Origin of the sequence: Mobiluncus curtisii ATCC 43063 (assembly GCF_000196535.1) — a bacterium.
Lineage (GTDB): Bacteria > Actinomycetota > Actinomycetes > Actinomycetales > Actinomycetaceae > Mobiluncus > Mobiluncus curtisii.
The window spans coordinates 548,556-573,531 of the sequence record NC_014246.1 but is presented as its reverse complement, the minus strand read 5'-3'; the positions used below and the strand labels follow the sequence as shown (position 1 = coordinate 573,531).

20 protein-coding genes and 2 tRNA genes are annotated in these 24,976 nt (G+C 54.0%); 15 read left to right on the top strand and 7 right to left on the bottom strand.

What is annotated here, in order from left to right; genetic code table 11:
* Nucleotides 1–52: 52 nt before the first annotated feature.
* The gene (gene serC, locus HMPREF0573_RS02440) at nt 53–1,177 is read right to left on the bottom strand and encodes a phosphoserine transaminase (protein WP_041797895.1); all 1,125 of its coding nucleotides are present in this window, start codon (nt 1,175–1,177) and stop codon (nt 53–55) included.
* A 220-nt stretch (nt 1,178–1,397) separates the two neighbouring features.
* On the opposite strand from serC, the gene HMPREF0573_RS02435 reads away from it, so the two are divergent.
* The 3 genes from HMPREF0573_RS02435 (at nt 1,398) to HMPREF0573_RS02425 (ending at nt 3,214) form a co-directional block, all read left to right on the top strand.
* Nucleotides 1,398–2,111, top strand: coding sequence for a metal-dependent transcriptional regulator (locus HMPREF0573_RS02435; RefSeq protein WP_013188789.1), 714 nt, complete (start codon nt 1,398–1,400; stop codon nt 2,109–2,111).
* Nucleotides 2,112–2,267: 156 nt separating this feature from the next.
* Nucleotides 2,268–3,023, top strand: coding sequence for a C40 family peptidase (locus HMPREF0573_RS02430; protein WP_236585942.1), 756 nt, complete (start codon nt 2,268–2,270; stop codon nt 3,021–3,023).
* 118 nt (nt 3,024–3,141) lie between these two features.
* Nucleotides 3,142–3,214, top strand: a tRNA-Arg gene (locus HMPREF0573_RS02425).
* A gap of 6 nt (nt 3,215–3,220) precedes the next feature.
* On the opposite strand, the gene HMPREF0573_RS02420 is transcribed toward HMPREF0573_RS02425, so the two are convergent.
* Nucleotides 3,221–7,855 carry an acyl-CoA dehydratase activase-related protein gene (locus tag HMPREF0573_RS02420; protein WP_013188788.1) on the bottom strand — a complete coding sequence of 1,545 codons (4,635 nt, stop codon included), beginning with the start codon at nt 7,853–7,855 and terminating at the stop codon, nt 3,221–3,223.
* Nucleotides 7,856–8,059: 204 nt separating this feature from the next.
* On the opposite strand from HMPREF0573_RS02420, the gene HMPREF0573_RS09880 reads away from it, so the two are divergent.
* The 4 genes from HMPREF0573_RS09880 (at nt 8,060) to HMPREF0573_RS02405 (ending at nt 13,245) form a co-directional block, all read left to right on the top strand.
* Nucleotides 8,060–8,401 (top strand): TetR/AcrR family transcriptional regulator, encoded by a 342-nt coding sequence (locus tag HMPREF0573_RS09880; protein ID WP_236589768.1) that lies wholly within the window; start codon nt 8,060–8,062, stop codon nt 8,399–8,401.
* Entirely contained in the window at nt 8,286–8,660 is a 375-nt protein-coding gene (locus tag HMPREF0573_RS09875; protein WP_236589776.1) for a TetR/AcrR family transcriptional regulator, read from the top strand. Before HMPREF0573_RS09880 ends, HMPREF0573_RS09875 begins: the two co-directional genes overlap by 116 nt.
* A 65-nt stretch (nt 8,661–8,725) precedes the next feature.
* Nucleotides 8,726–12,979 carry a DNA helicase gene (locus HMPREF0573_RS02410; protein WP_244855363.1) on the top strand — a complete coding sequence of 1,418 codons (4,254 nt, stop codon included), beginning with the start codon at nt 8,726–8,728 and terminating at the stop codon, nt 12,977–12,979.
* 5 nt (nt 12,980–12,984) lie between these two features.
* Entirely contained in the window at nt 12,985–13,245 is a 261-nt protein-coding gene (locus HMPREF0573_RS02405) for a hypothetical protein (protein WP_013188785.1), read from the top strand.
* 12 nt (nt 13,246–13,257) lie between these two features.
* On the opposite strand, the gene HMPREF0573_RS02400 is transcribed toward HMPREF0573_RS02405, so the two are convergent.
* Nucleotides 13,258–13,854 carry an SAF domain-containing protein gene (locus tag HMPREF0573_RS02400; protein WP_004008024.1) on the bottom strand — a complete coding sequence of 199 codons (597 nt, stop codon included), beginning with the start codon at nt 13,852–13,854 and terminating at the stop codon, nt 13,258–13,260.
* 138 nt (nt 13,855–13,992) lie between these two features.
* Nucleotides 13,993–14,640, bottom strand: a complete 648-nt coding sequence (locus tag HMPREF0573_RS02395) for a 5-formyltetrahydrofolate cyclo-ligase (RefSeq protein WP_013188784.1) — start codon at nt 14,638–14,640, stop codon at nt 13,993–13,995.
* Between the two features lie 76 nt (nt 14,641–14,716).
* On the opposite strand from HMPREF0573_RS02395, the gene HMPREF0573_RS02390 reads away from it, so the two are divergent.
* From HMPREF0573_RS02390 to HMPREF0573_RS02365, 6 genes are all read left to right on the top strand, one after another.
* Nucleotides 14,717–15,649 (top strand): UTP--glucose-1-phosphate uridylyltransferase, encoded by a 933-nt coding sequence (locus HMPREF0573_RS02390; protein WP_013188783.1) that lies wholly within the window; start codon nt 14,717–14,719, stop codon nt 15,647–15,649.
* Nucleotides 15,650–15,652: 3 nt separating this feature from the next.
* Nucleotides 15,653–16,849 carry a molybdopterin molybdotransferase MoeA gene (locus HMPREF0573_RS02385; RefSeq protein WP_004008027.1) on the top strand — a complete coding sequence of 399 codons (1,197 nt, stop codon included), beginning with the start codon at nt 15,653–15,655 and terminating at the stop codon, nt 16,847–16,849.
* Nucleotides 16,850–16,859: 10 nt separating this feature from the next.
* Nucleotides 16,860–17,555 carry a GNAT family N-acetyltransferase gene (locus HMPREF0573_RS02380; RefSeq protein ID WP_013188782.1) on the top strand — a complete coding sequence of 232 codons (696 nt, stop codon included), beginning with the start codon at nt 16,860–16,862 and terminating at the stop codon, nt 17,553–17,555.
* Between the two features lie 72 nt (nt 17,556–17,627).
* A complete protein-coding gene (locus HMPREF0573_RS02375; protein WP_236589778.1) occupies nt 17,628–18,806 on the top strand; it encodes a hypothetical protein in 1,179 nt (392 codons plus the stop codon).
* Between the two features lie 102 nt (nt 18,807–18,908).
* A tRNA-Ala gene (locus HMPREF0573_RS02370) sits at nt 18,909–18,981 on the top strand.
* A gap of 216 nt (nt 18,982–19,197) precedes the next feature.
* Nucleotides 19,198–19,641: a GtrA family protein gene (locus HMPREF0573_RS02365; protein WP_004008030.1), complete on the top strand. Its 444-nt coding sequence runs from the start codon at nt 19,198–19,200 to the stop codon at nt 19,639–19,641.
* Here the strand turns inward: HMPREF0573_RS02365 and HMPREF0573_RS02360 are convergent.
* The 3 genes from HMPREF0573_RS02360 to HMPREF0573_RS02350 all read right to left on the bottom strand — a co-directional run bounded on the left by HMPREF0573_RS02360 (nt 19,630) and on the right by HMPREF0573_RS02350 (nt 22,377).
* Nucleotides 19,630–20,676: an NAD(P)-dependent alcohol dehydrogenase gene (locus HMPREF0573_RS02360; RefSeq protein ID WP_013188780.1), complete on the bottom strand. Its 1,047-nt coding sequence runs from the start codon at nt 20,674–20,676 to the stop codon at nt 19,630–19,632. The two genes, HMPREF0573_RS02365 and HMPREF0573_RS02360, sit on opposite strands and share 12 nt — an antisense overlap.
* 181 nt (nt 20,677–20,857) lie before the next feature.
* Entirely contained in the window at nt 20,858–21,508 is a 651-nt protein-coding gene (locus HMPREF0573_RS02355) for a MarC family protein (protein WP_004008032.1), read from the bottom strand.
* Entirely contained in the window at nt 21,505–22,377 is an 873-nt protein-coding gene (locus HMPREF0573_RS02350; protein WP_004011543.1) for an undecaprenyl-diphosphate phosphatase, read from the bottom strand. The genes HMPREF0573_RS02355 and HMPREF0573_RS02350 overlap by 4 nt, the downstream gene beginning before the upstream one ends.
* A 168-nt stretch (nt 22,378–22,545) precedes the next feature.
* Between HMPREF0573_RS02350 and HMPREF0573_RS02345 the strand changes: the two genes are divergently transcribed.
* Nucleotides 22,546–23,529 (top strand): ABC transporter ATP-binding protein, encoded by a 984-nt coding sequence (locus HMPREF0573_RS02345; protein ID WP_041797893.1) that lies wholly within the window; start codon nt 22,546–22,548, stop codon nt 23,527–23,529.
* Nucleotides 23,526–24,749, top strand: a complete 1,224-nt coding sequence (locus HMPREF0573_RS02340) for an ABC transporter permease (protein WP_013188778.1) — start codon at nt 23,526–23,528, stop codon at nt 24,747–24,749. Before HMPREF0573_RS02345 ends, HMPREF0573_RS02340 begins: the two co-directional genes overlap by 4 nt.
* The last annotated feature ends 227 nt before the right edge of the window (nt 24,750–24,976 follow it).

The following is a 24,976-nucleotide window of genomic DNA, read 5'->3' as shown; positions in this document are numbered from 1 at the left end:
AGCAAAAGACCCGGTCAAGACGTTGACCGGGTCTTTTGAGATTTCGGATTGTTTAGAGGCGCTCGATGACGTAGTCGAGACAAGCTAGCAGTGCTGCCGTGTCGGCAGGGTCAGTAGAGGGGAAAGTACCGATGCGAAGTTGGTTGCGTCCCACGGCACGGTAGGGGCTGAGGTCAACAATACCGTTGGCGCGCAAAACCTGGAGCAGGACCGCGGTATCCACAGAAGCATCGAATTCGATGGTGGAAACAACCGGGGAGCGTTTTACCGGGTCGGCAACGAAGGGAGCGGCGAAAGGCTTCGCTTGCGCCCAGGCATAAATCGCTTCTGAGCTGGCGCAAACCCGCTGGTGTGCGTCCCGGAGTCCGCCGAGACTAGCTAACCATTGCAGTTGAGAATGTAGCAGCTCTAAAGTGGCAATGGCGGGCGTATTCAAAGTCTGATTCTTGACAGAATTTGCCACCGCAGTTTTCAAATTCAAAATCGCGGGAATCCAGCGGTCCGCAGACGGCGCGTCGGCGATTTCACTGGCGCGTTCTACCGCTTGTGGTGAAAGGAAAGCGAACCACAGCCCGCCATCTGACCCCAGAGCCTTTTGCAGAGAAAAGTAGTAGGCGTCAGTCTGAGTTAAATCGACGGGCACAGCGCCGGAAATGGAAGTCGCGTCAATCAACACCAACTGATCCGCGTGACCCACGCGTTTCACGGGAGCTATCGCCCCGGTTGAAGTTTCTTGCTGCGGCCAGGCGTAAACGTCTGCCTGTTCGGAAAGCTGCGGGAGGGTGGAGTCCCCTAACTCGGCTTTGGTGATTAGTGATTCCTGCAAGAAAGGTGCGCCAGAAGTCTCTTTGGCGAACTTTTCCCCAAAAGAACCAAAGACGGCATGAGAGGCGCGGTGCCTCACTAAAGATGCGGTGGCAACGGCCCAGAAAGTGGTGGCTCCGCCATTGCCGAGGGTTACCGTGTAATCGGTGGGAACCTCAAAAAGTTCACGCATCCGCGAGATACAGTCGGCTACCAGATTCTTTACCGGGGGCTGCCGATGAGAAGTCCCCATGAGAGTCGAACGCCCCAAGCAATCTAACTGCTCACGACGAATCAGGGTGGGACCACAGCCAAAACGACCGTCCTTAGGTAAAAGTTCGGTAGGAATCTTTAGGTTCGCATATTCACTCACATTTCGATTATGCCATCACCCCCAACTGGTCGAACAATCTGCATCAGCCCGCCCCAGGACCCTTGTGCAGAAAATATGCGGAAACCCGGAAACTGACTGAGAAAGGAACCCGGCTGGAGAGATGCCCGAAAGTTGAGATTTTTGATAAGTTAGAGAGTGTTCTCGGCGGTGTAGAACCTGACTGTTGCTGAGAAGTCACGATGCAGAAAGAATCACGCGAATGAGCGAAATGGTCGATACCACGGAAATGTATCTGAAAGTCATCTACGAGATGATGGAAGACGGAGTGGCTCCGCTGCGAGCGCGAATCGTGGAGAGATTAGGGCATTCCGGACCGACGGTCAGTCAGACCATCTCCCGTATGGAGCGCGATGAGCTGTTGAGTCTGGAAGACGACCGAAAAATTTCGTTGACTGAACAGGGGATGCGCGCAGCCACTGAGGTCATTCGCAAACATCGGCTAGCGGAACGTCTCTTGACTGACATTATCGGTTTGCCTTGGTATGAGGTTCACGATGAAGCCTGCCGGTGGGAACACGTCATGAGTGAAAAGGTCGAGTCTCTACTGTTGACACTGCTGAAAATGCCGGAATGCGATCCCTACGGTAATCCGATACCCCGCCGAGTGAAGAACTACAAGAACTTTGACCCTACTGTTGAAGGATCTACTCTGGATTCTTTCTGGCGTCGCCACCCTGACGGAGGAACGGTACAGATTGGGAGAATCGGAGAGCCGGTCCAGGCTTGCGAGGGCGTTCTTAAGAAATTAAGTGAAGCCAAATTGTTACCTGGTTCTAAGGCTACACTCAGGTTTGATGACAACGCTGAAGTTGCCGCACTTTTCCCTGAAAATGCAGGCAAAAGTGGAGAAAAAGACGTGCCGGTCGTGGCGATTCCGCGTGACCTCTTCAAGCATTTTTTCATAAAGCTATAGGCAAAAAGTGCCCAATTCTTGTCAAAAGAGCCGGGAATTGTTATCCAAATGTGACATTTGAATTTCTTTGGTGTAGTGTTAGGAACACGTTCTGGGGACGGGTTGTGCCGTTCGGAATCTGAACTTGAAATCAGGCCTTCAAGGAAAGGGACAAGGTTGGCTAACACCACTTCTCGGGCTCGGCATCGTGCTGCCACTAAGCCCGTTACACCTTTGGATTCTCTGAAAACCATTGACGCAAAGAAGGGCTTCGTAGCCGCAGCCTCCGCCGGTTTGGCGTTGGGCACCGTTTGGGCAGGTTCAGCTATTGCTGCTCCCGAGGGCACAGATGCCCCTTCTCAGGCCAAAGTACCGGTCTCTGCCCAGGTGGGCGACGCTGTTGCGCAGGCACACCTCGCGGTTGCTGCCAACCCGGTAGTCACCGCCCCGGAGAACGTGGCGTGGACCGAGGGTCAAGTTGAGGTGCCGGCGCAGCAGCAACAGGAGCAAGCGCAGAGCACTAACAATCAGGGGACCGCTGCTCGCAGCACCCACCGCGCCGCAGTTTCTGCCGCTCCGATTTCCATTCCCGCTAATATTGCCGGCGGTTCTATCGCGGACATTGCCCTGCGTTACCAGGGCGTGCCCTACGTTTATGGCGGAACTACTCCTAACGGCTTTGATTGCTCCGGTTTCGTTGGTTACGTATACAACCAAGCAGGGATTGCCCTGCCGCGTACTTCGTGGGCACAAGGTGCTTCCGGTAAGCATGTTTCCGCCGGGGAAGCCCAAGCAGGCGATATCGTTTACTACGGCGGTCACGTTGGTGTCTACCTCGGTGAAGGCAAGATGGTGCACTCCCCACGACCTGGTGAGTCCGTGAGGGTTCAACAGGTTTACGGCAACCCTGAATACGTGCGCATCGGACAGTAACTTTCAGACTTGGGCGAGTGGAGTCGGGAATTCGGCTCCACTCGCTTTTTATTGCTGCCAGTCTGCTGTGGAGAGAGTTTTAAAAACGCACTGAAAAAACAGTAGACTTGATGACGTTGCCCTCGTAGCTCAGTGGATAGAGCAACCGCCTCCTAAGCGGTAGGTCGGCCGTTCGAATCGGCTCGGGGGCACTTCGTTTAATCTTGGTCGGGCAGAGTCGGCATTCCCAGCAGCAATGGCTGGTTTGGGTTAGAACAACAGCTAGTGGGGGAGTCGGCCACCGAGATTTCGGGTAGATCCGCGCCTAGCTTACTAAAGTCCAAATCACGCCCAGCGTTGATTTTTGCAGTCGAAATCATGAGTTTAATCCGATTCAGCTGGTTCACTGCCGAAGCTCCAGGGTCGTAATCAATTCCGACGATATTTGCCTGGGGATAACGGTTGCGCAACGGTCGAAACATGCCCTTGCCGACGATGTGGTTAGGCAGGCAGGCGAAGGGCTGCACACAAATGATATTCGGGCAGCCACTTTCAATCATGTCCGCCATCTCAGAAACTAAATACCAACCTTCTCCTGCCTGGTTGCCCATGGACGCGATGTCTTGGGAACGCTCATACATATCCATAATGTTGTGGGAAGGCAGGAATTTGCCGTTGGTGGCTGACATCGCCTTGTTCACCGTTGCGGTGTATCGGCGCAAAAGCCACAGTGCCAGTGGTTTCGTGAACCGGGCGAGGGGGTTTATCCCCAGGTGCTCCCAGTCCCATTTACCGTCTGCAAGCGTGTATTCAAAGAATTGCAGCAGACCGGGCAAGACCGCTTCGCAGCCTTCGTCTTCGATGGTTTGTACCGCATGGTTATTGGCGTAGGGATGGAATTTGACCAGTATTTCTCCGACGATTCCGACCCGCGGCTTGCGGGCAATGTTCCGCAGGGGAAGGGCATCAAATTCACGTACGCATATCTTCGTGAGCTTGGCATAGCTGACACGTCCGAAACCGTCGACTCGTTTTCCGCTCGAAGCAAACCAGTCGCGCCACAACGCGTTCCAGCGCTCATAAAGAGCCAGCGCCGAGCCTGGATCCGCCTCGTAGGGTCGGACTCGCAGCAGCATCTTTTGAATAGCGTCACCGATGACCAAGGCTTGAATAATTCGATGATAAATCGGAATCGTGAACTTAAATCCGGGGTTTTCTTCCAGTCCTTGCAGGGACATGGCAATGACCGGGACCTGCGGGTATCCGGCATCTCGCAATCCCTTACGCAGCAGCGAAGCATAGTTTGTCGCCCTACACATCCCGCCGGTCTGGCTCATGGCTACGGCAGTTTTATCCGGGTTGGCTCGTCCGGAAACAAATTCGTCGATGAGCTGCCCCAGCACCACCAGTGAGGGGTAGCAGGCATCGTTATTGATGTACTTGAGCCCAGTTTCCATGGTTTGCGCGTCGACAGTCTCCAGCAGCCGAATGTTGTACCCTTTGCGTTTCAGGATTGGCTCTGCCAGACGAAATTGGATGGTCGCCATCTGCGGCACCAGAATGGTATAGCCGGCATCTCGCATCTCTTTTGTGAAGGGGTGTGCCTCGTAGACATGACCCGCAGGGTTCTTGCCGGCACTATGGAGTACGGATAGGGGACTGGGCACTCCCCCTGGGCGGGTAGAGCTGGCAGGGAAGGTAGCCACGGTCGCTGAGGCGAGAGCTTCACCAGCGACCTGATGATGGTTCTCAGCAGTCTCGGGGGAGGGGTTGGGTAGAAAACTCACGTTGACACTGCCGGTACTGTCTACGTTCGCGCTGCCGGTCAGACCGGCGACACTGATGTTGCCGTCCGAGCGTTTAGAGCGTCCTGTGCGCTCGATAGCGGCCGCGGCCAGGGAACGTAGACGAATGGTTGCTGCTCCTAGGTTTGAGACCTCGTCAATCTTGAGTTGGGTATAGATGTCGTTTTGACTTTCCAGAATTTCTTGGACCTGTTCTGCGGTGACGGCATCGAGACCACAACCAAACGAGGTCAGCTGCACCAGCTCTAAATCTGGTTCCGAGGCAACTCGGGCGGCAGCCTCGTACAAGCGAGAGTGATAAGTCCACTGGTCGCGCACCCGCAGCGGGCGTTCCAGACGTCCGTCAGCGATAGAGTCCTCCGTCAGCACCGCCATGCCCAAGCTGACAATTGCCTCGGGAATTCCGTGATTGATTTCCGGATCCAAGTGGTAGGGACGACCCGCTAGGACCACACCGCGTTTGCCATGCGCGCGCATCCATTCCAGGGCCAGACGACCCTGCTGACGAATCTCGTCTTTGACTCTCGCGTCCTCGGCGTAGCCGGCGTGAACCGCGGCGGTGACCTCCTCAATAGTGACATTCCAGTCAGCAAATACTTCAGTCAGACGTTTTGCCACAAATTCTGGATTCGCCAGGTTTAAGAACGGTGAGATGAAACGAACTCCGGGGGCATCAAGACCTTCCACGTTGTGACGTAGCGCTTCGGGATAGGTGGCGACGACCGGACAATTGAAATGATTGTCTGCCTGGAGATTACGGGGTATGTTGTAGCTCACGCAGGGGTAGAAAATTGTTTGTATCTCTTTTTCTAGTAGCTGCTCAATATGCCCGTGGGCCAGTTTTGCCGGATAGCAGGTATTTTCCGAGGGAATTGATTCCATTCCCTGTTCAAACAGATCGTGGGAGGACCGTCCCGAAATCATGACGCGAAAACCCAGCTGGCTCAAAATTGTGAACCACAGCGGATAATCCTCATACATTCCCAAAACGCGAGGAATGCCGATATCCCCGCGAGTGGCTTTGTCTTCGGTCAGCCGACGATAGGCGAACAGCCGGCGATATTTCCAGTCATAGAGGTTTGGAACCTCGGACTTTTGAGGTCGTTTTTCCAAGCTAGCGCCGCGTTCACAACGGTTGCCGGTGACATGGCGGGATCCGTTAGCGAAGGTAGAAATCGTCACCTGGCAGTGGTTTTGGCAAAAGTTGCAGGTTTTATGGGTGGTTTCAACATCGAAGGCATCCAAATCCGCCAAGCTTGCCAGAGTGGATTGTGCGGTGGGGTCATCGTGCATTTTGGCGCTCAAGGCCGCCCCGTAGGCTCCCATCAGACCGGCGATATTGGGTCTAATCACCTCACGTTTCGTCAGTAACTCGAACGCCCGCAATACGGCATCGTTCAGGAAAGTACCTCCCTGCACCACAACCTTGTCACCCAAATCTGAAGGGTCTTTTAGCTTGATGACTTTATACAGAGCGTTACGTACTACCGAATACGACAGTCCCGCGGCGATAGCCCCGGTATCGGCGCCTTCTTTTTGGGCTTGTTTGACCGAAGAATTCATAAACACGGTACACCGGGTCCCTAAATCTATCGGATTGGGGCTCTGCACCGCGGCGGCAGCAAACTCCTGTACCGTGGTACTCATTGTGGCGGCAAACGTTTGCAAGAACGAACCGCAGCCGGAAGAACACGCTTCGTTGACTGAAATCGAGTCGACACTGCCGTCCTTAATCTTGATGAATTTCATGTCCTGGCCGCCGATGTCCACCACCGAAGTTACCCCCGGAGCGATACGGTTTGCCGCCCGATAGTGAGCCATAGTTTCCACGACTCCTTCGTCCAGACTCATCCCGGTCTTTATCAGGCCTTCACCGTAACCGGTAGCGCAAGCGCGTCCGATAGTGGTGTCTGCTGGAAGTTCCTGGTGAATTTGGCGGATAATCTCGATGGCCGCTCGGAGGGGATTCCCTTCATTTGAGGCGTAATGAGAGAAAACTATGCGGTCTGTCTCGTCGATAACTACCGCTTTGATGGTGGTGGAACCGGCGTCAATCCCCAGCCAACAACGACCTTGCGCTTCATTCGGGTCCAGGGACTGGATGCAATCGCGCCGGTGGCGCTGACGAAACTCCGCCAGCTCGGCATCGTTTTTGAATAGGGGGCGCATCCGGGTCGATTCATGGATGACCTTAGCCTGTTTCAGGCGGTCAATCAGGACTTTCAGGTTCTCCGGGGCGGCAGCTGGACCACCCGCGCCTCCGCCATCTGCCAACAAGGCACTGCCTAAGGCTACAAAGAGTTGCGCGTCGGGGGGCGTGTAAAAGTTGTCGACTTTGGGCAGCAGCTTTTGGTAAGCCTGGCGCAGTTCCGGCAGGAAATGGAGCGGTCCACCGAGGAACATGACCTGACCACGAAGAGGGCGACCGTTAGCGAGACCCGCAATGGTTTGCGTGGCTACCGCCATGAACACAGAAGCCGCAATGTCTGCGTGGGCAGCGCCTTGGTTCAACAACGGTTGAATGTCGGATTTGGCAAAAACACCGCAGCGTGAAGCGATGGGGTAAATGTTCTGGGATTGTGTCGCAAGTCTGTTCATTCCCTCGGCATCAGTGTCCAGCAGGGTCGCCATTTGGTCGATGAATGCCCCGGTTCCTCCCGCACAAGACCCGTTCATTCGCTGTTCGGGAGTCGGATGCAGATAGGTCAATTTCGCGTCCTCCCCGCCCAGTTCGATGATGACGTCAGTTTGCGGGCTGTGTTGACGCACAGCTTCGGTTTCAGCAATGACTTCCTGGACGAAAGGAACCCGCATAGAGTTCGCGATTTGCAGACCTCCTGAGCCGGTGACTGTGGTTTGGACGATGACGTCACCCAAATCGATGAGGACGTCTTCCAAAAGCTGGGTTAGCTCACGGCGAACATCTGCTTTGTGTCGGCGGTAGTCGGCAAAGACTTTTTGTCCTTGAGTGTTGAGGGCTACCGCCTTTACCGTGGTGGAACCCACATCGACTCCGAGGCGGATGATGTTCGCGGCACTAACACTCATACGATGGGCCTCAATTCATTTCCTTGCCGTGCTTGCTAGGAACCTATCGAGAAAACCGAGAAATTTTAACGTGTTGAAATTAGAATAATATAAAATACGAAATCCTTGAGTTCACCTCGAAAACAGGTGGAGAGTTGGCGGAATCGTTATTGAAACTTGAACAAATAATTAAGTAACGCAAGGTTTGTTAAATTGGTCAAGAGTGTGAATTCAGTCCGGAGGGGTCCTTCGGGGCCGCGAGGGGAAAAGCGAGAAAGAATCCTGACAGCAGCCCATGCGGCATTTACTGAACTGGACTATAAACACGCTACCTATCGCGAAATTGCTCGTCGTGCCGGAGTGGATCCGGCCCTCATCGCGTATTACTTTCGTTCTAAGGCTCATCTGTTGCGAGAATCGCTGGCTTTGCCGGGGAGATCCCAAGCAATTGATGACAGCGGCGTTGGTGGAGGGTCCTCCAGAAGAAACCGGACACCGTTTGGCTGCCACCATTTTGAATACTTGGGAACAAGCCGCTACGGCGGGAACTCCGGAGACACTGTTTAACCTGTTGCTGCAAGATTCGGCAACCCAGCAGACCTTTGCGAACTATGTGGAAAATCAGATTATGGCCAGCATTAAGGAACAAGTCGGGACAGATTTGGATTTGGCCATCGAGCTGATGTTGAGTGCGATTTTGGGGGTTTTGCTATCTCGCTATGTGGTAAAGCTGGAGCCTCTCGCCTCTATGAGTCGCGAAGACCTGATTGCAGTGCTGGGGACGGTGATTCAGCGCCTGCTGGGGCAGCTGGAAACTGTGGGGTAATCTGGCTTGTGAGTCCTCATTTCCTCCGCTAGATTCACCCACTTTTGGCGCGCCATCACTGAATTGTGCCATATTTCACCTATCGTGGATATGTGGAAGAAGATTTGGAACAGCCGGTACAAAACCCCGGAGAAAGTGCGGCAAATTCCGAGCCCGCTTCCTCTGTGTGCAATGATGCTGCCACCGAAGTCCTGCAGTCTGTAGCAGTCGATTCGGTTCAGGAGCGTCTGACGCGGTGGGCTGAAGAAGCCTCGGCTTCACCGGGAGCTCAGGGTCTACGTGACCTCGATACTCTGCAGAACCTTCTTGATTTGACGGGGGCGCATCCGGCGGGAATAGCCCAGTTGTATGGTGGTCGACTGACAAAATTATCTTCATTACTGCGTGACAATGCTGTCTTGGGAGCCGCTCGGGCAGTGATGAGGAAACTAGACGCGGAAAAGAAATCCTCAGTAGCGCGCAGCGGGCTGTACCCCACCAATCTGGTGATTGGGGTAGCTAATTGGACACAATTGCCCCCTTTTAAAGAATCTGAACGAGGCACTCGCCCCGAACTCAGTCATTTCAAACTGGAAAAATTTAATCTGCCGGTTCTGATGCGTCCGCTGGAGCTGGAGGCGATTGACGGAGACTACACCTTAAAAATGGGCGGGTCCGTCGTGATAAATCCGGTTCTGGTGAAAGCATTTCGTGACCGTCATATCGATTGCAATCCCGAAGCCATAATCGCCGCGAGCTTAGAAGACGGTCGCCTGAACGTGACCCCAGCTCTGGAAGCGATTCGCCGAGCGGGACAAGACTTTATACCAGGATTTGATCTCAAAGAAAATTTGCTGGTTGCCAATCTGGGAGTCTCCAGTGCGGTACTCAGCTCAGATTGGGATGCTATCCTCCCGATGGCTGGCAAGAATCCACTGGTCAGAGCCTTCGCCGGAGATAAATCGGCAGCTGCTGAACTCTTGGAACCATTGCCGGAGACCAGCCCGGCAGACCGGGATCCGGATTTGGAACGCGGCATCGGAGACTTGGACGTGAGCCAAGCCCGAGTTGTGGAATTGATTGCCAGCGGACGTTCTATTTTCGTCGATGTTCCTCCGGGAGCGCCCGGTGCCTCTACCGTACAAGCAATCCTGGCAGATTGCGGGGCCAGCGGGAAACACGTTTGCTACGTACCGGGAGGGCGCCGAATTGGTAGAGTCACAGTGGACGGTATGCAAAAGGTCGGATTGGGCAGTTTCGTATTGGACCTAACTGGGGCTAGTGAGTGGCTCAGCGGGCTCCGCGACCAACTGTTGAACGAAGACACCGCTTATCCACAGCCGCCAGTACCGGTGACCGAATTGGGTGACGCTCACGAAAGGCTGCGGCAAACCCGAGACAAACTGAGCGCTTACACCCAGCGTTTACATGTGGTACGTGAACCGTGGGGAGTTTCCGCCTATGCGGCGTTGCAAGCCCTTGCGGATTTAACCAGTGCGCAGCCGGGACCGCGCACGAAAGTGAAACTGGAACTTGCCGATGACGAGCATTCCAGCAAAGAGGGACGCGAACGGGCTCGGGATCTGCTGACCCGAGCTCAGGATGCCGGTCTCCTTGAGCCGGAATTGCAGGAATCCCCCTGGAAAGGCGTGGTTCTTTCGACCGAATCAGATGCCCAGGATGCCATCGAAAAGATTCATGCGCTGGCAGACGGTCGTCTGGAAACTCTGCATCAGGAACTGGAACGAGTCAGTGAAGAAACTGGATTGGTTCTCCCCTCAACCCTGAACGCCTGGAAAGAACAACTGGGAATGCTGGAGGGAGTGGCGCGCTCCTTAGATATTTTCCAACCCGAGATATTTGCGCATTCAGCAGCGGATATGGTCATCGCTACTGCCAGCCGCAAATGGCGGCAAGAGCGCTCCTTACCGATGAAAGGCAAGGACAAGCGAACCCTGATAAAGCAAGCTAAAGATGCGTTGCGTCCGGGGGTTGCACCTCAAGATTTGCACACTGAACTGGTACGAGTCCAAAGTTTTCGTGACCTGTGGCGTCGTCACGCGCTGCCGGGCGCTTGGCCACGAATTCCACAAGAATTTGAGGCGGTACGGGAACTGTCGGCGCAGGTGTTCGCCGAAGTCGCGGCGCTAGCCCCCATTCTCAGCCAAGTCACCACCCCCGAAGGGACGAAACCTGAGGAGGTACCGCTGTCCGACCTTTTGAATTTAGTAAAATCCTTGGACAAAACGACTGACCAGGCATTGCGCCTGCCCCGGCAAGTGCAGCTGCTAAAGGAACTGAAAGAGTCCGGTTTAGGACCGCTTCTCGATGATTTACGGGCGCGGCGAGTTCCTGCTGATTTAGCTTTAGCAGAACTTGATTTGGCATGGTGGTCAGCCATCTTGCTAAAGATTCTGCAGAGCGATTCGATCCTGGCAGGTATCGACGGGGCAGCCATGCACGAATTGGCAGATACCCTGCGTTCCTTGGATTTGGCGCAAATTGAATCGCTACCTTACCCCGTGTCCCGAGCCATGCACGAACTTGCCAATCAAGCGCGTCAAGCCCAAGCTTCGACCGCTGAGGTCTTGCAATCCGTGCTCGAGTGCGGGGATACGGCGGCGCTGTCTGATTTTCAAAGTTTTGCTCCCCTAATTCGCCAACTGCGTCCCGTCTGGGCACTTTCGCCGTACCTGCTGGCTCAGATTTATGGAAGTTCCACAATCGAAGTTTTAGTGTTGGATCATCTGGATTTTATGAGCTTATCTCAGGTGATTCCGCTCATCGCGCGGGCAAAGCAGCTGGTAGTGCTCGGCGATTCACGGCGTGGCTGGACTGGATTCACTCAGCTTGCCGCAAAAGTCCTGCCGGTAGTTTCGCTGCGCTGCGATTTGGGCGAGCTTTCTGAGCAGGTTGCCTTGTTCTTGGCGAGTCACGGTTACGGTGCGTCTGTGTCGCCCGTACCGTCTCCGCGCCCGGCTTCGCTGGTGAAACTTCACGTGATAAGCGATTCAGAATCTCATCTGGCGCGGGATGGCTCACCGGTAATTTCACGAGGCGAAATTTCACGCGTGGTGGAGTTGATTTTGGATCATGCTCTGAACCGTGCCTCGCAATCCCTGGCGGTAGTCTGTTTGAACCCCAGGGGAGTGACGCGAATTCGTTCTGCCTTGAACGATGCTTTGGTAAAAGTACCGCAGGCGCAGGATTTTTTTCACAAGGGGAGTGGACGGGAGCCTTTCGTCATCGTCGATTCCGCCGCGGCGACCGGGCTGCGCCGAGACGTAGTGATTATGAGTTTGGGTATGTCCAAGACTCCGCACGGGCGCGTGCAGTTGAATTTTGGTCCAGTTTCTGGTCCTTCCGGAGTTGCCCACGTGGTCGGTTGCCTGGAAGTGGTGCGTCAACGACTCGAAATCGTCAGTGCGTTTAGAGCCAATGAGGTTGACGTGTCCAAGATTAGTGAGCCGGGGGCTCGGATGCTGGTGGATTTGTTGGATTCCGCCGATAACCCAGAAGGCATGGAACGGGCTCTCACGACCCCGGAATCTTTTGAATCCGAACCGGACCGCCTGCTGGTGGATTTAGCGGAGCGTCTGTGGCGGGCAGGTCTGACAGTAGTGCCTCGCTTCGGATTCAAAGACGGAATTCAGATTCCCCTGGCGATTGGTTCTGCTGAACTGCCCAGTGAGCTGCTGGTAGCAGTTTTGACCGACGATGACACTTACGTGAGAGAACCTTCCTTGCGCAGACGGGAGAGGCTCTGGCCCGCCCGATTAGAAGCGGCTGGTTGGAAAGTCATCACCTGTTACACCATGGAAGTTTTTGCGAACCCTGCCGCGCAGGCGGCAAAGGTCCGACACGCGGTGGAAACGGCTTTGGCTAGCCGAAAAGATGCGCTTTCGGTTCCCCTCATCGCGGCTCCGCAAATCGAAGTTCCTGAAGAATCAAGTCGTCCTAAAACTGTACTGAATAGTACAGAATCGCCCGCAGCGGAATCTGTTGCGCCCCGAAACTCCGAGGAGACCCCTGCTGAGGATAACGCCAACACTAACCCCGAGGACCGGGAGTCAGAAGAAAAAAATCCCGCTGCCCCGAATTTGCGCGTGGTTGGAGCTGCCCGTGGTCCGCGACCTCCGGTCGCAAAAGGACTGCCTTTGGCGGCTTATGGGGATGACCAGCTAGATGAACTGTTGGAATGGATTCAATCCGACGGGGTGGAACGTAGCGAGGATCAGCAGGTGAACGAATTGCGGGAAACCTTAGAACTTTCGCGTCGTGGCGCTCAAGTCGACGCCGTGCTGCGTCATGTAGTACGTAGGCGTAACGCGGCCTTGTGAGGAAAATGATGGAACAGAACAAACCTACGCCACGAGACATTTTTGCTGCCCAAAAGGTCGAGCCTGAACCGAAAAAGGAACGTCAGCGGATTCGCCGTCACCGTCGTGCCACCTATATCTCCCGGCAAGACGAAGGCAAGGACAACCCCTTTGCGATTCCTGGCGGTGGAAGTGTGGAGATGCCCCCGGAAACGCAGGACGAAATCGACGAATCCAACGACAAGCGACTGCAAAATGACATTCCCCCGCATTTTGGAAAGTTGTAGCCGCGGAATTCGCTACCTGCGCACTACGAAGCTAAGGTCATGGTCGGTCTTGGCAGCGATGACTCGACGGGCTTCGTCCTCTGGTGCTGCCAAGTAAGCGATAGAGGCAGAGTTTCCGGTCCCCAAAAAATTCTCCGAGACAGCCTTTACGCCGACCACTCTGGCGTTGGAAGCTAACAGTTGCCCATCCACGTTTCCCCCGGAACACCAAATTTCTACCGACTGCCCGGTCTTGGAAAATCCTGCCACCGCGGGATCGCTAACTTCGATAGCGAAGGCAACTTCTCCGGTTCGCAGATCCTCCACCGCGTTTTCTACCAGCAATGCTGGTTGCAGTACCGTTCCCGAAGTCAGACTCACCGCAGCAGTCTTCCCGATGACACGGTCAGCTTTTTGAAAGTGATCTTGGGGAACAGCGGAGGGGGCGAGGGCGGAAAGCCTCACGTCCTGGGCAGTGATTTCGCAGCCTGCACACACTTCGTGTTTGACTACCACCACGGTGGCGGCTGCTTTTTCAGGTAAAAAGAGCGTCACCGCAACGAACACTGCCAAGATAGCCAGTCCTGCGGCGAGGGGATAACGCCAATTCCAAAAACGATTTATGGTCATGAGCCCACGCTAGGAAGAACGCAGACATTACGCCACTACCGTGGCTACCTACCTGTGGAAAACCCAATCTTCACCACCCTTGTGGAAAACTCTCAGAATTTCAGTAAAAGAGCAGTTCAAGGGAGTAATATGGGGGAATTAAGCGGGCAAAATTCCGGACTTTTGAAACTCAGAATCTTTCAATTTGAAACAGCAGGAGGGCGTTAACACGCCGGTTACCGGAATGTCGTATTGGTCCGTGGGGAGGATTAGTTCCTGCTGCAATTCATGGGTGTAGCACATCGCGTAGATAGGGGTTTGTTTCTTAACATAAGGTAGAGCTCGGTCATACCAGCCACCGCCTTGACCCAAGCGATTTCCTTGTCTATCTACTGCCAGAGCAGGGGTGATGACCAAATCCACTGCGGCTAGGGCGGAGGAGTCTAAAGCATCCCCGCTAGGTTCCATCGGTCGGTTTGGCGATCGGTTGGCTAAATCGTCGCGACCGGCATAAAAAGCCCAGTCACGGTTTAGCTTGGAACCAAGCTTTGGCACCAACAGCCGCTTTCCTTGTTGATAAAGCGCCTCAATCAAATCCAAGGTGGGAGGCTCTTTCTTAACTGAGACGTAGCAGGCGATGGTGTGAAAATCGGCGGCGAACTCCAGCACTCGATCCCTTATATCCTGACCAGCTTTTGAAACCTGGCTGTCACTGAGTCGGTCTCTGGCTCCGCGAATGAGTTGCCTTAACTGTTGCTTAGCGTCTTCGGGTTCCTGCCCACGCAAATCAGGTAGGTTTAGCTCCATCTCATGCACCTTAACATTGTGCCTTATTTACGTTGATTTATCTTGTTATTGCACCAAGATAGATTAGGCTTGATTTATGAGTTTAGAAGTTAGGTGCTCCGTCATCCCTGCTGCCGGGAAGGGAACCCGGATGTATCCTCTGACCAAATCGGTCCCCAAAGAGCTGTTTCCCCTAGTGGATCGACCGGTAATTATGACCGTGATTGATGAGGCTCTCCAGTGTGGGATTGAGCAGTTTCACGTGGTGACCAGTCCACGAAAGGCAACTCTGGGAGATTTTTTTACCGATACCGGCGACGAGTCTGATTCGCAGGATTTGCCCTTGCCCCAGGTTGATTTGGTGATGCAGGAACAGGCTAAGGGGCTTGGTCATGCCGTTCTGCAGGCTCGTGATTCTGTCGGGGAACAGCCTTTTGTGGTGCAGCTTCCGGATGATTTGTACCACCCGGAAGATCCCTTGCTGCAAACGATGCTGGATGTGCACGCGATAACCGGAGGGTGTGTGGTAGCCCTGATGAAGGTTAGCGTGGCGGAAGCGAAACTTTACAGCTCCGCACGGGTCGAGTCGGTTGACTTGGGAGCGGCAGCAGCGGGACACGAAGTGTTCAAATTGGCTGACATTATTGAGAAACCGGATGCGAATCAGGTTCGTTCGCCTTACGCCTTGATGGGACGTTACGTGTTGAGTCCTCGCATTTTTGAAATTTTGGAACGTACTGCTCCGGGGCGCAATAACGAGATTCAGCTTACTGATGCGCTCGCGACTTTTGCTGAAATTCCTGCTCATGAGGGAGGCGGAGTGTGGGGAGTTGTCTCCCAGGGACGCCACTTCGACACCGGCAATTTGACGGGATACTTGCAGGCGCAAATGGAGCTTTCCCTGGAGAACCCCGATTTCGGTGCTGAGCTTCGGAAATTTATGCGGGGCTTAGTCGGCACTGATGAATCAACAGTGGTCAAAACTCCTCCGGGGAAATGTCGCGAATCAGGTCAGAAAGGCAGGCGCTGACTGATGCGTTCTGTGGGAGAACATCTGAATCTGTGCCTGCTGGCAGCTGAGCCGTTGCCGGAACTGGCGGTACCCCTGGAAGATGCTGTGGGTTGTGTGTTAGCGGCGGACATTATTGCCGATTCCAGCCTGCCTGCAACTGACTTGGCTGGGGGGGACGGCTACGCGGTCCGTGCTCAGGATGTGGTCCACAGTCCCGCAATCTTGCCTGTTACCGCGGATATTCAAGCGGGAGATACCGTGTGGACCCGATTGGTGCCAGGCAGCGCAATTCGGATTGCTTCGGGGGCTCCGTTGCCCCCTGGAGCTGATGCGGTTGTCCCGGTGGAATCAACAGACATGGGGATTTCCCAGGTGACAGTCAACCAGCCGGCGTCCCCAGGGTCCGATGCAATGGTTATTCCCAGCGGTATTGATGTCCCTAGCGGTGCGACGGTACTGCGTGCCGGTCAGCGTTTAGACGCGCAAAAAATCGCTTTATTAGCGGCTTTGGGCAAGGGACGAGTGCGGGTGCATCCGCGAGTTCGCGTCGTGATTTTGAGTATTGGTGATGAACTTGTTGAGCCGGGAGCCCATCGTGAACCGGGTCAGGTTAATGACGCGAATGGTCATAGCTTGGCGGCGGCTGCCGAGGAAGTTGACGCGAAAACTTTTCGGGTGATGGTCACCGATGAGCGGGCGCGATTGCGCGAAACTATTGAAGACCAACTGGTGCGTGCTGACGTGATTGTCACTACCGGAGGTCTGTCCTATGGTCCGGCAGATACTGTGAAGGACGTACTCACTCCTTTAGGCGCCGTGCGCTTTGACAATGTGGCGATTGCACCGGGGCGTCAGTTGGGTGTCGGCAAGCTGGGGGAGGTTCCGATTTATTGCTTGCCAGGTAATCCGGTGGCTGCCCAAGTTGCCTTTGAAACTTTTGTGCGTCCAGCGTTACGAAAGATGGCAGGTTGGTCGAACTTGTACCGTACTTCGGTGTCGGCAAAAATGTCACGAGGTTGGGTTTCTCCCGCAGAACGCCGCGAGTTCGTCCCGGTGATTCTGACCGGAAAGCCGGGAGAATATCGCGGGGAAGTGTTGGGTTCGCATCCGCAGGCTCGCCTCGCAGCTTTGGCTTTAGCCAATGCATTTGCGGTGGTGCCGGAGGATGTTACTGAGGTCAAACCGCAGCAAACTTTACACTGCATGGTTTTGGAATGAGCGTTACAAAATGCGTAATTTGCGAGGTGAAACGGTTTACCCCGGCTCGTTTCGGCGAGTCATCATCCGGGAGGAAGACCTGAAACAACGGGGTCTACAGACAGATTTCGATTGGCTGGAAGTACGCCAGTTGAAAGGGCGAGATTTCTTAGCCATCGAAAAGCTGCGAATGGCGGACCGGTCTTGGTTGGCACCCTGGGAAGCTGGAGCGCCACCAGGGCTGGGACATCCGGTCAGCATCGACGAATTCGTGAAAGATGCCGCGCGCACCGCACGTCTGGGACAGGGATTGTATTTCGGCATCGTTGCAGAAGGGCGTCTGGCTGGTCAGATTTCGCTTAGTTCCGTACATCGTGGGGCAGAGATGAGCGCTGCCCTGGGCTATTGGATTAATTCCCGCTTTGCCGGTCGGGGGCTGACTCCACTGGCTCTAGCTATGGTCATCGATTGGATTTTCGCGTCCTACGGTCTGCACCGGTTAGAAGTGAACATTCGACCGGAAAACCGCCCTTCGTTGCGTGTTGTGGAAAAACTCGGGTTGCGCTATGAGGGATTGCGCCAGCGTTTTCTCTACATTGATGGGGCGTGGCGAGATCATAGTTCCTTCGCGATTACCACGGAAGAATGGCATCCTGGCGACATGGTGGCGAGGCTGGAGACGACGCTCGAGACAACGCTTCAGCACGATAATTCGCCGTCAAAATAATTAGCGAGGTACTGTTAAAACAGTTATTGGTGTGACAACTGTTAACTGCTGAGAATTCTGCTGTTGGTCAAAATGTCCCATTCCGAGAGGCATCCGGAGTGGCGCAACCCTTTTGTACCAGCCGGTCGTTATTTTGGTTTTGTGGGTATCTCTGCATGGATTCTGTTAGGTCTGACATTGGTGGTCACCGTGGTACTTTTACCGCAGGTGGCAAAATCGCGACGGCTGATGGGACAAGCCCGAAACGATGATCGTTTTTCGGATGGAGTGCGGCTCTTGGACCTGGACCAACAGACGCAGCGACCGCATTCTGTAGAGGTTGCGCTGCATAAAAACCAAGGTAAGCTCGGACTCGCAGCGACCCGTCCCATTAAAATGGCTCAGGATTTGAGAACCTACACAGAGATAAAAGCCAACCGCGCAGCGGCAGCTTCCAATCGGGTTACTTCTGCTCGTCGTCGTGCCGGACTGCTGGGAGCTATGGTGCTTGCCTTGGTTATAGTTGGTGCGTTTGCAGCCACCGGTTTCCTCGCTTGGTGGGTGATGGTAGCTCCTGTGATGGGTATAGGGGCAACCATTTCGTGGGGAGTTATTGCGGCGAAGCGCGGTCGCGAACAAGATCGTCAATTCCAGCAGTCCATTTGGGCTTTGGAAAAGCGTTTGGCGCAAAGCCCTGCGGGAAGAGCTGCATTGCAGTCCGTCGGAATGCGCGGAGCTAAGCAGTGGGCTAAAGTTGCGGCGACTTCGCTAGCGGGAGGAAAACAAATGCCTGGCACTCTGGCGCAAGCCGTGCGGATAGCTAATGAAGCAGCGCCTACCGCGGCAGTGAGCATAACTGCGGAAACAGACCGGCCGGCAGATATGAAACGTTCGGTACAGAAATCTGCTGACGTCGAAGTGCCGGAAAAGGTAGCAAAGGTAAACTCCCGCGGCGACAAACAGATTACCTCTGAGAAAGCTCCAAACTCTGAACTCGTAGAAAAACCCACTAAAACCGCGTCTGAACCCGCTGTGAAAAAGTGGAATCCTGCAGACTTGCCGACTCCGTCTTACACGCTTAAGACCGGAGCGATACGCCAGGTGGTTGTGGAACAAGACTTCCGAGCTGATTGGCAATATGCACCAGTACCGATGCGTCCGCAAACTGCTCAGATTCCGCCCGCCGGTGAGGCTCTGAGCGCTGAAGATATTAGCGTTGCGCCGGTGGATTTGGAAAGCATTCTCGAGCGACGCCGCGCCAGCGGAGATTGAGGCGAATTCTCGGTTTAGTTCCCGGCATTCCGACACGACGTCGTCAGGGCAACGAGGAAAATTGGAAGTTAGCTACTTCAACCGCTACAATCTATACGAACCGGGGCATTGGCGCAGTTGGTAGCGCGCAACGTTCGCAATGTTGAGGTCAGGGGTTCGAATCCCCTATGCTCCACCGGAAGGGTAAGATTGCAGGTCCCAGCGATTTTAGGGCTGGGAAATAGACTAAAACCACCCCGAAAACCACCCATTTTGCGGTTTGGTGACCTGCGAAAGCCGTTCTATCCGTGGATATATCTGAAAGGACTCGACACCCCTAGCTTTACGACTGGAAGTTCAGAATTGAGCGAAGCCGGTTCCGATTCTAGTGTCGTAGACAATAGTCGAATGTATGGAAATGACCCCGTCACCCCAATCGCATTGTCTTCGGAAGAAACTCTGGCATCTGTGCAGACAAATCATCGGTTTCGGAATTGTGGGATTGCTGGCATTTTTTATCGACTACGCGCTTTTTGCCTTGCTGTATAAAATAGTCGGGATTCATTACCTCATTGCGGCAGTGATTTCTTTTTGTGTTTCCCTAGCCTTTAACTATGCGGCATCTATGCGCTATGTGTTTCGGCACAAGAGTGACATGACGCGCCGACGTGAGGTGGTACTGTTCTTCGTGGGTGCTGTCATTGGATTGGGCATCAACGAAATCATGCTCTACGTCGGCGACGTCGTGTTCTGTATTGAGCCGCTCATCACAAAAATCCTTGCCACCGTGGTGGTGGCAGCGTGGAACTTTGTGACGCGGAAAATCTTTTTGGACTCTCGTGAATCAGAAAGTTGACGTGTCGATCACGTAGCGATAGCGCACCTTGGAATTCACCACGTTATTCCAGGCTTCGTTAATTTTATTGCCACTGATGATTTCAATCTGGGGTGCAATGTCATGTTCTGCGCAGAAATTCAGGACTTCTTGAGTCTTGGCGATGCCTCCGATACTGGAACCAGCGATAATCTTTTGATCGTTGACGACACTGCGCATCAAGAATTGTTGCCTGTGCTCGGGCAGCCCGACTACAGCCACGACGCCTTCAGGCTTCACGCAACCAACTAGGTCATCAAGTTCTACCCCATCGCTCAGTGTGGAGACGACCAGGTCGAATTGTCCAGCCATAGACTCCCAAGTGCCAACTTCACTGGTGGGGTGTAACTGTACTGCCCCGAAACGCATGGCGTCAGCCTCTTTGGCGCGAGTACGTGAAATGACGTGTGTCTCGGCTCCTAGAGCGGCAGAAATTTGGACCCCCATGTGCCCCAGACCGCCCATTCCCACAATGGCGACTTTCTTGCCGGGACCGGCGCCCCAGCGTGTTAAGGGTGAGTACAAGGTAATCCCTGCACACAAAATTGGTGCTGCCTTGTCCAACGGAATGGAATCCGGAATGTGGCAAATGTAGTCTTGTTCAACAGTGATTCCCTGTGAGTAGCCCCCGGCGGTAGGCAGTCCATCACGTCCCACACAGTTGTAAGTCCAGATAGTGCCTCCGTCGCTGCGGCAGAACTGTTCGCTGCCTGCTCGGCAAGTCTCACAATGCCCGCAGGAATCGACGAAGCAGCCCACTCCCACGCGGTCCCCGACCTTAAATTTTGTAACGTCTGTTCCAACCTTTGTCACAATCCCTGCAATTTCATGACCGGGTGTCAGCGGGTAGGTGACGGAACCCCATTCGCCACGACCGGTGTGAATGTCAGAGTGACAGACTCCGGCATATTTCACTTCAAAATAAACCTCGGTGGGGCCGGGCTCCCGGCGTTCCAAGACTGTGGGGTGAAAAGGCTGATCGGGTCCATCCATTGCGTAGGCTTTTACTTGTGTCATTATGCTCCTCCTCAAATTCGGGCAAAGCCGCGAGAGTAGGGGACGCGCAGCCTTACCCAGATGTGTCGCTGCTTTCAGCTTAATCCAATTTCATTTTGCTGGGAAGGGGGCGGCTGAAACCAGGAAAAATTGTGAGAAAGGATATATACAAGACCTAGGTATAAATTGTTTGGGTAACGCCTTAGAGAGTCTTGGCGACATCTTGGACCACCGAGATTACACCGCTAATCATCAGCTCCACCGCGATGGCTGCGAGCAGCATTCCAGCTAGTCGGGTCATTACCGCGACGCCCGAATTCCCCAAGAAATGAATAATCGGAGTTGCAAAATGCATAGCCAGCCAGGAGGCGAACATGACTGCGAAAGCTCCACTTGCCACCGCTATTACAGACAGAGGATGATGACCCGCATTTCCCATCGCAACCATCAGCGCCACTATTGACCCCGGTCCTGCTAACAGGGGAGTGCCCAGTGGGACAGCTGCAATGTTTAGGGAGCCTCCTTCTTCGCCGACAGTTCCTTCCGCTCCGGTCAGAAGCTGAAGAGCCACAATCAACAGCAGCAACCCGCCGGAAATCTGTAGAGCTGCGGGACTGATTCCCAACAGCCCGAACAGCTGAAAGCCAAAGAACCCGAATACGAACAGAATGACGATCGCCAACAAGTTAGCTTGCAAAGCCACAGTTTGACGCTGCTTCTTAGGGAGGTCTTTTGTCAGAGACATGAATACGGGGAGGTTCCCAAAAGGGTCGATGATTACAAACAAGGTCGTGAAGGTAGAGATGAACAACCCAAGTTCTGCGTTTAGCGATTCCACGGTACCTGCTTTCAATTCGCTGGAATAACGCCAGCAATCAGCAGCACCGCAATTAGCCCGCCGATGCACAGACGATAGATGATGAAAGAATTAAAGCTATGTTTCGAGACAAACTTCAACAGCCAAGCAATAGAAACATAGCCGATTACAAATGACATGACCAGCCCTAAAAGGGTGGGTGCCCAGCCTACGGTTTCCCCGATGGTGTCGAAATTGCTGATGCCCTCGAGAGTCCCAGCGGCGACCAAAGCCGGAATTCCCAGGAAAAAGGACAACCGGGTCGCTAGCACCCGGTCAAAGCCGAGGAACAGCCCTGCAGAAATTGTCGCCCCGGATCTCGAAACCCCAGGAATCAGCGATACACACTGCATTAAACCAATGAGTAACGCCTGAATTATGGTGGTTTGATTATCAGAATTGGTGTTTTGCCAGCTATGAGCGGGCTTCCTCGCCATTCGGCGAGCTGCATAGTGGTCGGCAGCGAACAGTACTGCTGACCAGACTACCAATCCTGCCGCTACGAACCACATGGAGCGCAAGCCTGTCTCTATAAAATCTTTAAACAGCAAGCCCACTACAGCAATCGGCACCGACCCAATGATGATGGCCCAGCCGAAACGGTAATCGGGATGGCGGCGGGCGGACTTGTGAAATACCCCCGTCACCCAAGCCTTAATGATGCGCCAAATATCGCTCCAAAAATAAAGTACTGCCGCCGCGATGGCGCCGATTTGAATGACCGCTGTGAAAGCGACCATTCCTACGTCATCGATTTGTTTACCCATCAGGTATTCAGCGATTGTGAGGTGTCCCGTTGAAGAGACCGGTAAGTATTCTGTAATGCCCTCGACGATACCGAGGATTAGCGCTTCCCACCATGACATGGGTTTTATCCTATACGCCACACCGGGAGACCTTGGCAAACGGAACCGGATGCGTGGGGGCGGGTTCTTTCGACAGGGCAGCAGAAAATTTAACGGAATTGGATGCGAGGGAGTGAGAGAATGTGTATTCTGACAATAACGTAACAAAAATTGAGGGGGAAACTCTTGGTGCAAAACAGTAAGACTCTGTGTATTGAGGGCTTGCACAAATCTTTTGGAACGCGTGAAGTTTTACGAGGGGTTTCTATGAATGTGCAGCCTGGTCAGATTTTGGGTTTTGTGGGAGCCAACGGAGCCGGGAAAACCACAACCATGCGTATCGTGATGGGCATTACTGATCCGAATCAAGGACGGGTGACTTTCGGGGGCGAACCTATAGATGCCACGGTGCGGGCCTCAATCGGCTATATGCCGGAGGAACGCGGTCTGTATCCAAAGATGAAAGTTGGCGAGCAGCTGGAATATTTTGCCAGATTGCACGGTCAGAATCGAAGCATTGCACGCGAATCAACCCAGCGCTGGGTACAGCGTTTAGGAGTGTCCGAGCGGCTGAAAGATAATGTGGAAAAACTTTCCCTCGGCAACCAACAGCGCGTGCAGCTAGCGGCGGCGTTGGTTCACAATCCGGTGCTGCTGATTCTCGACGAACCGTTTTCGGGCTTGGATCCGCTGGCAGTAGATGTCATGAGTGGAGTTTTACAGGAGTATGCGGCACAAGGGGTGCCGGTCATTTTCTCGTCTCATCAGCTGTCCCTGGTGGAGTCGCTGTGTACGCACGTGTCGATTCTTTCAGGCGGCTCCATAGTTGCCTCGGGGGAGGTTGAAAAGTTGCGGAGAGAAGTGGGGACTCCGATGGTTCGGTTGTGCGGCGATGCAGCTGCCGTTGCGGCAGGGGCGGATGCTGCCCGAAAATTAAATCAATCGGTACAGTTTATTTCCGGCGGTTTGCTGGTGCCGGTTCTCTCAGACAGCCCTACGGCTCACGCCATACTGCAGGCCGCCGTTGAGACGGGGAGTGTCACCGAATTTGTCCCGGTAATCCCCTCTCTGGCGGAAATCTTCCGCAGCGCCGTGGAAGAAAGCGAACCAAAATCCGGGGTAACCGAGACGGTCAGCACCGAGATTGAGGATGTGAAAGGTGGTCAGCAATGAAACAAATCATGATTATTGCCGGGCGCGAGTTCTCGGTGCGAATGAAATCCAAATCCACCATTATCTCTACCATTGTGGTGGTGCTGGTGGTGTTAATAGCAGGGGGATTGGCAAATTTCTTTCACCTCTCCGAAGCGGACACCGAGAAAATCGGCGTAACCACCCAAACCCAAAGTTACGCACCGGCCTTTGAACCCGAGGCGAATCCCTTTCTGAATACAGCTTCCCCGATGGGACCAGCGTATGAGGTAAAGGGATACGCCGACGACCAGGAATTGGAACAGGCGGTACAAAAAAAGGAGATTAGCCTGGGGATTGGCGGTACTGCGGATAAGCCAGTGGTGTTTAGCGATGGACCGGCTTCTCCTACGGCGATGTTGATGATTAATGCCACCGCGCAAAGCGTCATGTTGAGCTCGTATATTGGGAATCTGGGTGGAAGTTTCCAGGAAATCGCTCAGAAAATGCAACAGGTGCAGGTCGAGGTGAAAGACGTCTCAGAGTCCGAGGCTAGCGGGGATGACTTTAACTTCGCGGCTTACCTGGTGGTAATGGTGCTCATTACTCTGCTATTTGGCCTCGTCATGGCGTCGGGACAACTGGTGGCTAACGGTGTCGTGGAAGAAAAATCCTCACGAATAGTGGAAATTCTGGTTTCGACAGTGACGCCTATGCAGCTCCTCATCGGCAAGATTCTGGGCATCACACTATTAGGAGCCCTGCAAATCGTAATCATGGGCTCAGCTGGACTGGTGGCCTTGTTAATTTCCGGCCTGGCCAGCGGAATCCGGATTGACCTGGCCAGTTTCTCTGGCTGGTACATAGTGTGGTTTATCTTGGGCTTAGCGACCTATATGGTGCTATTCGCCGGGGCGGGGGCACTGGCATCGCGTCAAGAAGATGTTGGCCAGTCCACCCTTCCGCTCATTTTGCTGCAGATGGGCGGGTTCTACGCCGCCATTTTCTCGCTCCTTACGCCCGGAAGCGTCTTCATCAAAGTGGTCTCGTTAATCCCGTTCCTCAACTGCTACGCGATGCCGGCACGTCAGCTTGCCTCCTCCACCGTGGAGTGGTGGGAGCCTTGGCTTTCTGTGCTGATAAACCTGGCGATTCTCCCCTTCTTGCTATGGCTGGGGGCGCGACTGTATCGAGGAGGAATCCTGGCTACAGGCGCACGAATGAAACTGACGGATGCTTTGCGCCAAAAAGCCGCTTTGTAAAACCGTTGGAAACACAGGGAAAATAGCGCATGTGCAACTTCGATTTGACACTGTGTAGAAAACCTACTAAGTTATATATCCGTTGCGCTTGAGACTGACAAAGTCGAAAGGGCAGCAACTCGGGTCTGATGGCAAAGTTACGGAATGAACCGCGAGAGGATTTCTGTGCTCTAAAATCGGGTTCCCCGGTGCGAGGGTGACTTCGCGCGAGTGGGTTTGTTGGTTTT

Excerpts from the sequence above, each read along its gene's own strand:
- HMPREF0573_RS02365 (WP_004008030.1), top strand. The coding sequence starts at position 19,198 with ATGGAAATGACCCCGTCACCCCAATCGCATTGTCTTCGGAAGAAACTC.
- HMPREF0573_RS02375 (WP_236589778.1), top strand. The coding sequence starts at position 17,628 with ATGTCCCATTCCGAGAGGCATCCGGAGTGGCGCAACCCTTTTGTACCA.
- HMPREF0573_RS02435 (WP_013188789.1), top strand. The coding sequence starts at position 1,398 with ATGAGCGAAATGGTCGATACCACGGAAATGTATCTGAAAGTCATCTAC.
- HMPREF0573_RS02380 (WP_013188782.1), top strand. The coding sequence starts at position 16,860 with ATGCGTAATTTGCGAGGTGAAACGGTTTACCCCGGCTCGTTTCGGCGA.
- HMPREF0573_RS02385 (WP_004008027.1), top strand. The coding sequence starts at position 15,653 with ATGCGTTCTGTGGGAGAACATCTGAATCTGTGCCTGCTGGCAGCTGAG.
- HMPREF0573_RS02340 (WP_013188778.1), top strand. The coding sequence starts at position 23,526 with ATGAAACAAATCATGATTATTGCCGGGCGCGAGTTCTCGGTGCGAATG.
- HMPREF0573_RS02360 (WP_013188780.1), bottom strand. The coding sequence starts at position 20,676 with ATGACACAAGTAAAAGCCTACGCAATGGATGGACCCGATCAGCCTTTT.
- HMPREF0573_RS02420 (WP_013188788.1), bottom strand. The coding sequence starts at position 7,855 with ATGAGTGTTAGTGCCGCGAACATCATCCGCCTCGGAGTCGATGTGGGT.
- HMPREF0573_RS02350 (WP_004011543.1), bottom strand. The coding sequence starts at position 22,377 with ATGTCATGGTGGGAAGCGCTAATCCTCGGTATCGTCGAGGGCATTACA.
- HMPREF0573_RS02395 (WP_013188784.1), bottom strand. The coding sequence starts at position 14,640 with ATGGAGCTAAACCTACCTGATTTGCGTGGGCAGGAACCCGAAGACGCT.
- HMPREF0573_RS09875 (WP_236589776.1), top strand. The coding sequence starts at position 8,286 with ATGACAGCGGCGTTGGTGGAGGGTCCTCCAGAAGAAACCGGACACCGT.
- HMPREF0573_RS02405 (WP_013188785.1), top strand. The coding sequence starts at position 12,985 with ATGATGGAACAGAACAAACCTACGCCACGAGACATTTTTGCTGCCCAA.
- HMPREF0573_RS02400 (WP_004008024.1), bottom strand. The coding sequence starts at position 13,854 with ATGACCATAAATCGTTTTTGGAATTGGCGTTATCCCCTCGCCGCAGGA.
- HMPREF0573_RS02390 (WP_013188783.1), top strand. The coding sequence starts at position 14,717 with ATGAGTTTAGAAGTTAGGTGCTCCGTCATCCCTGCTGCCGGGAAGGGA.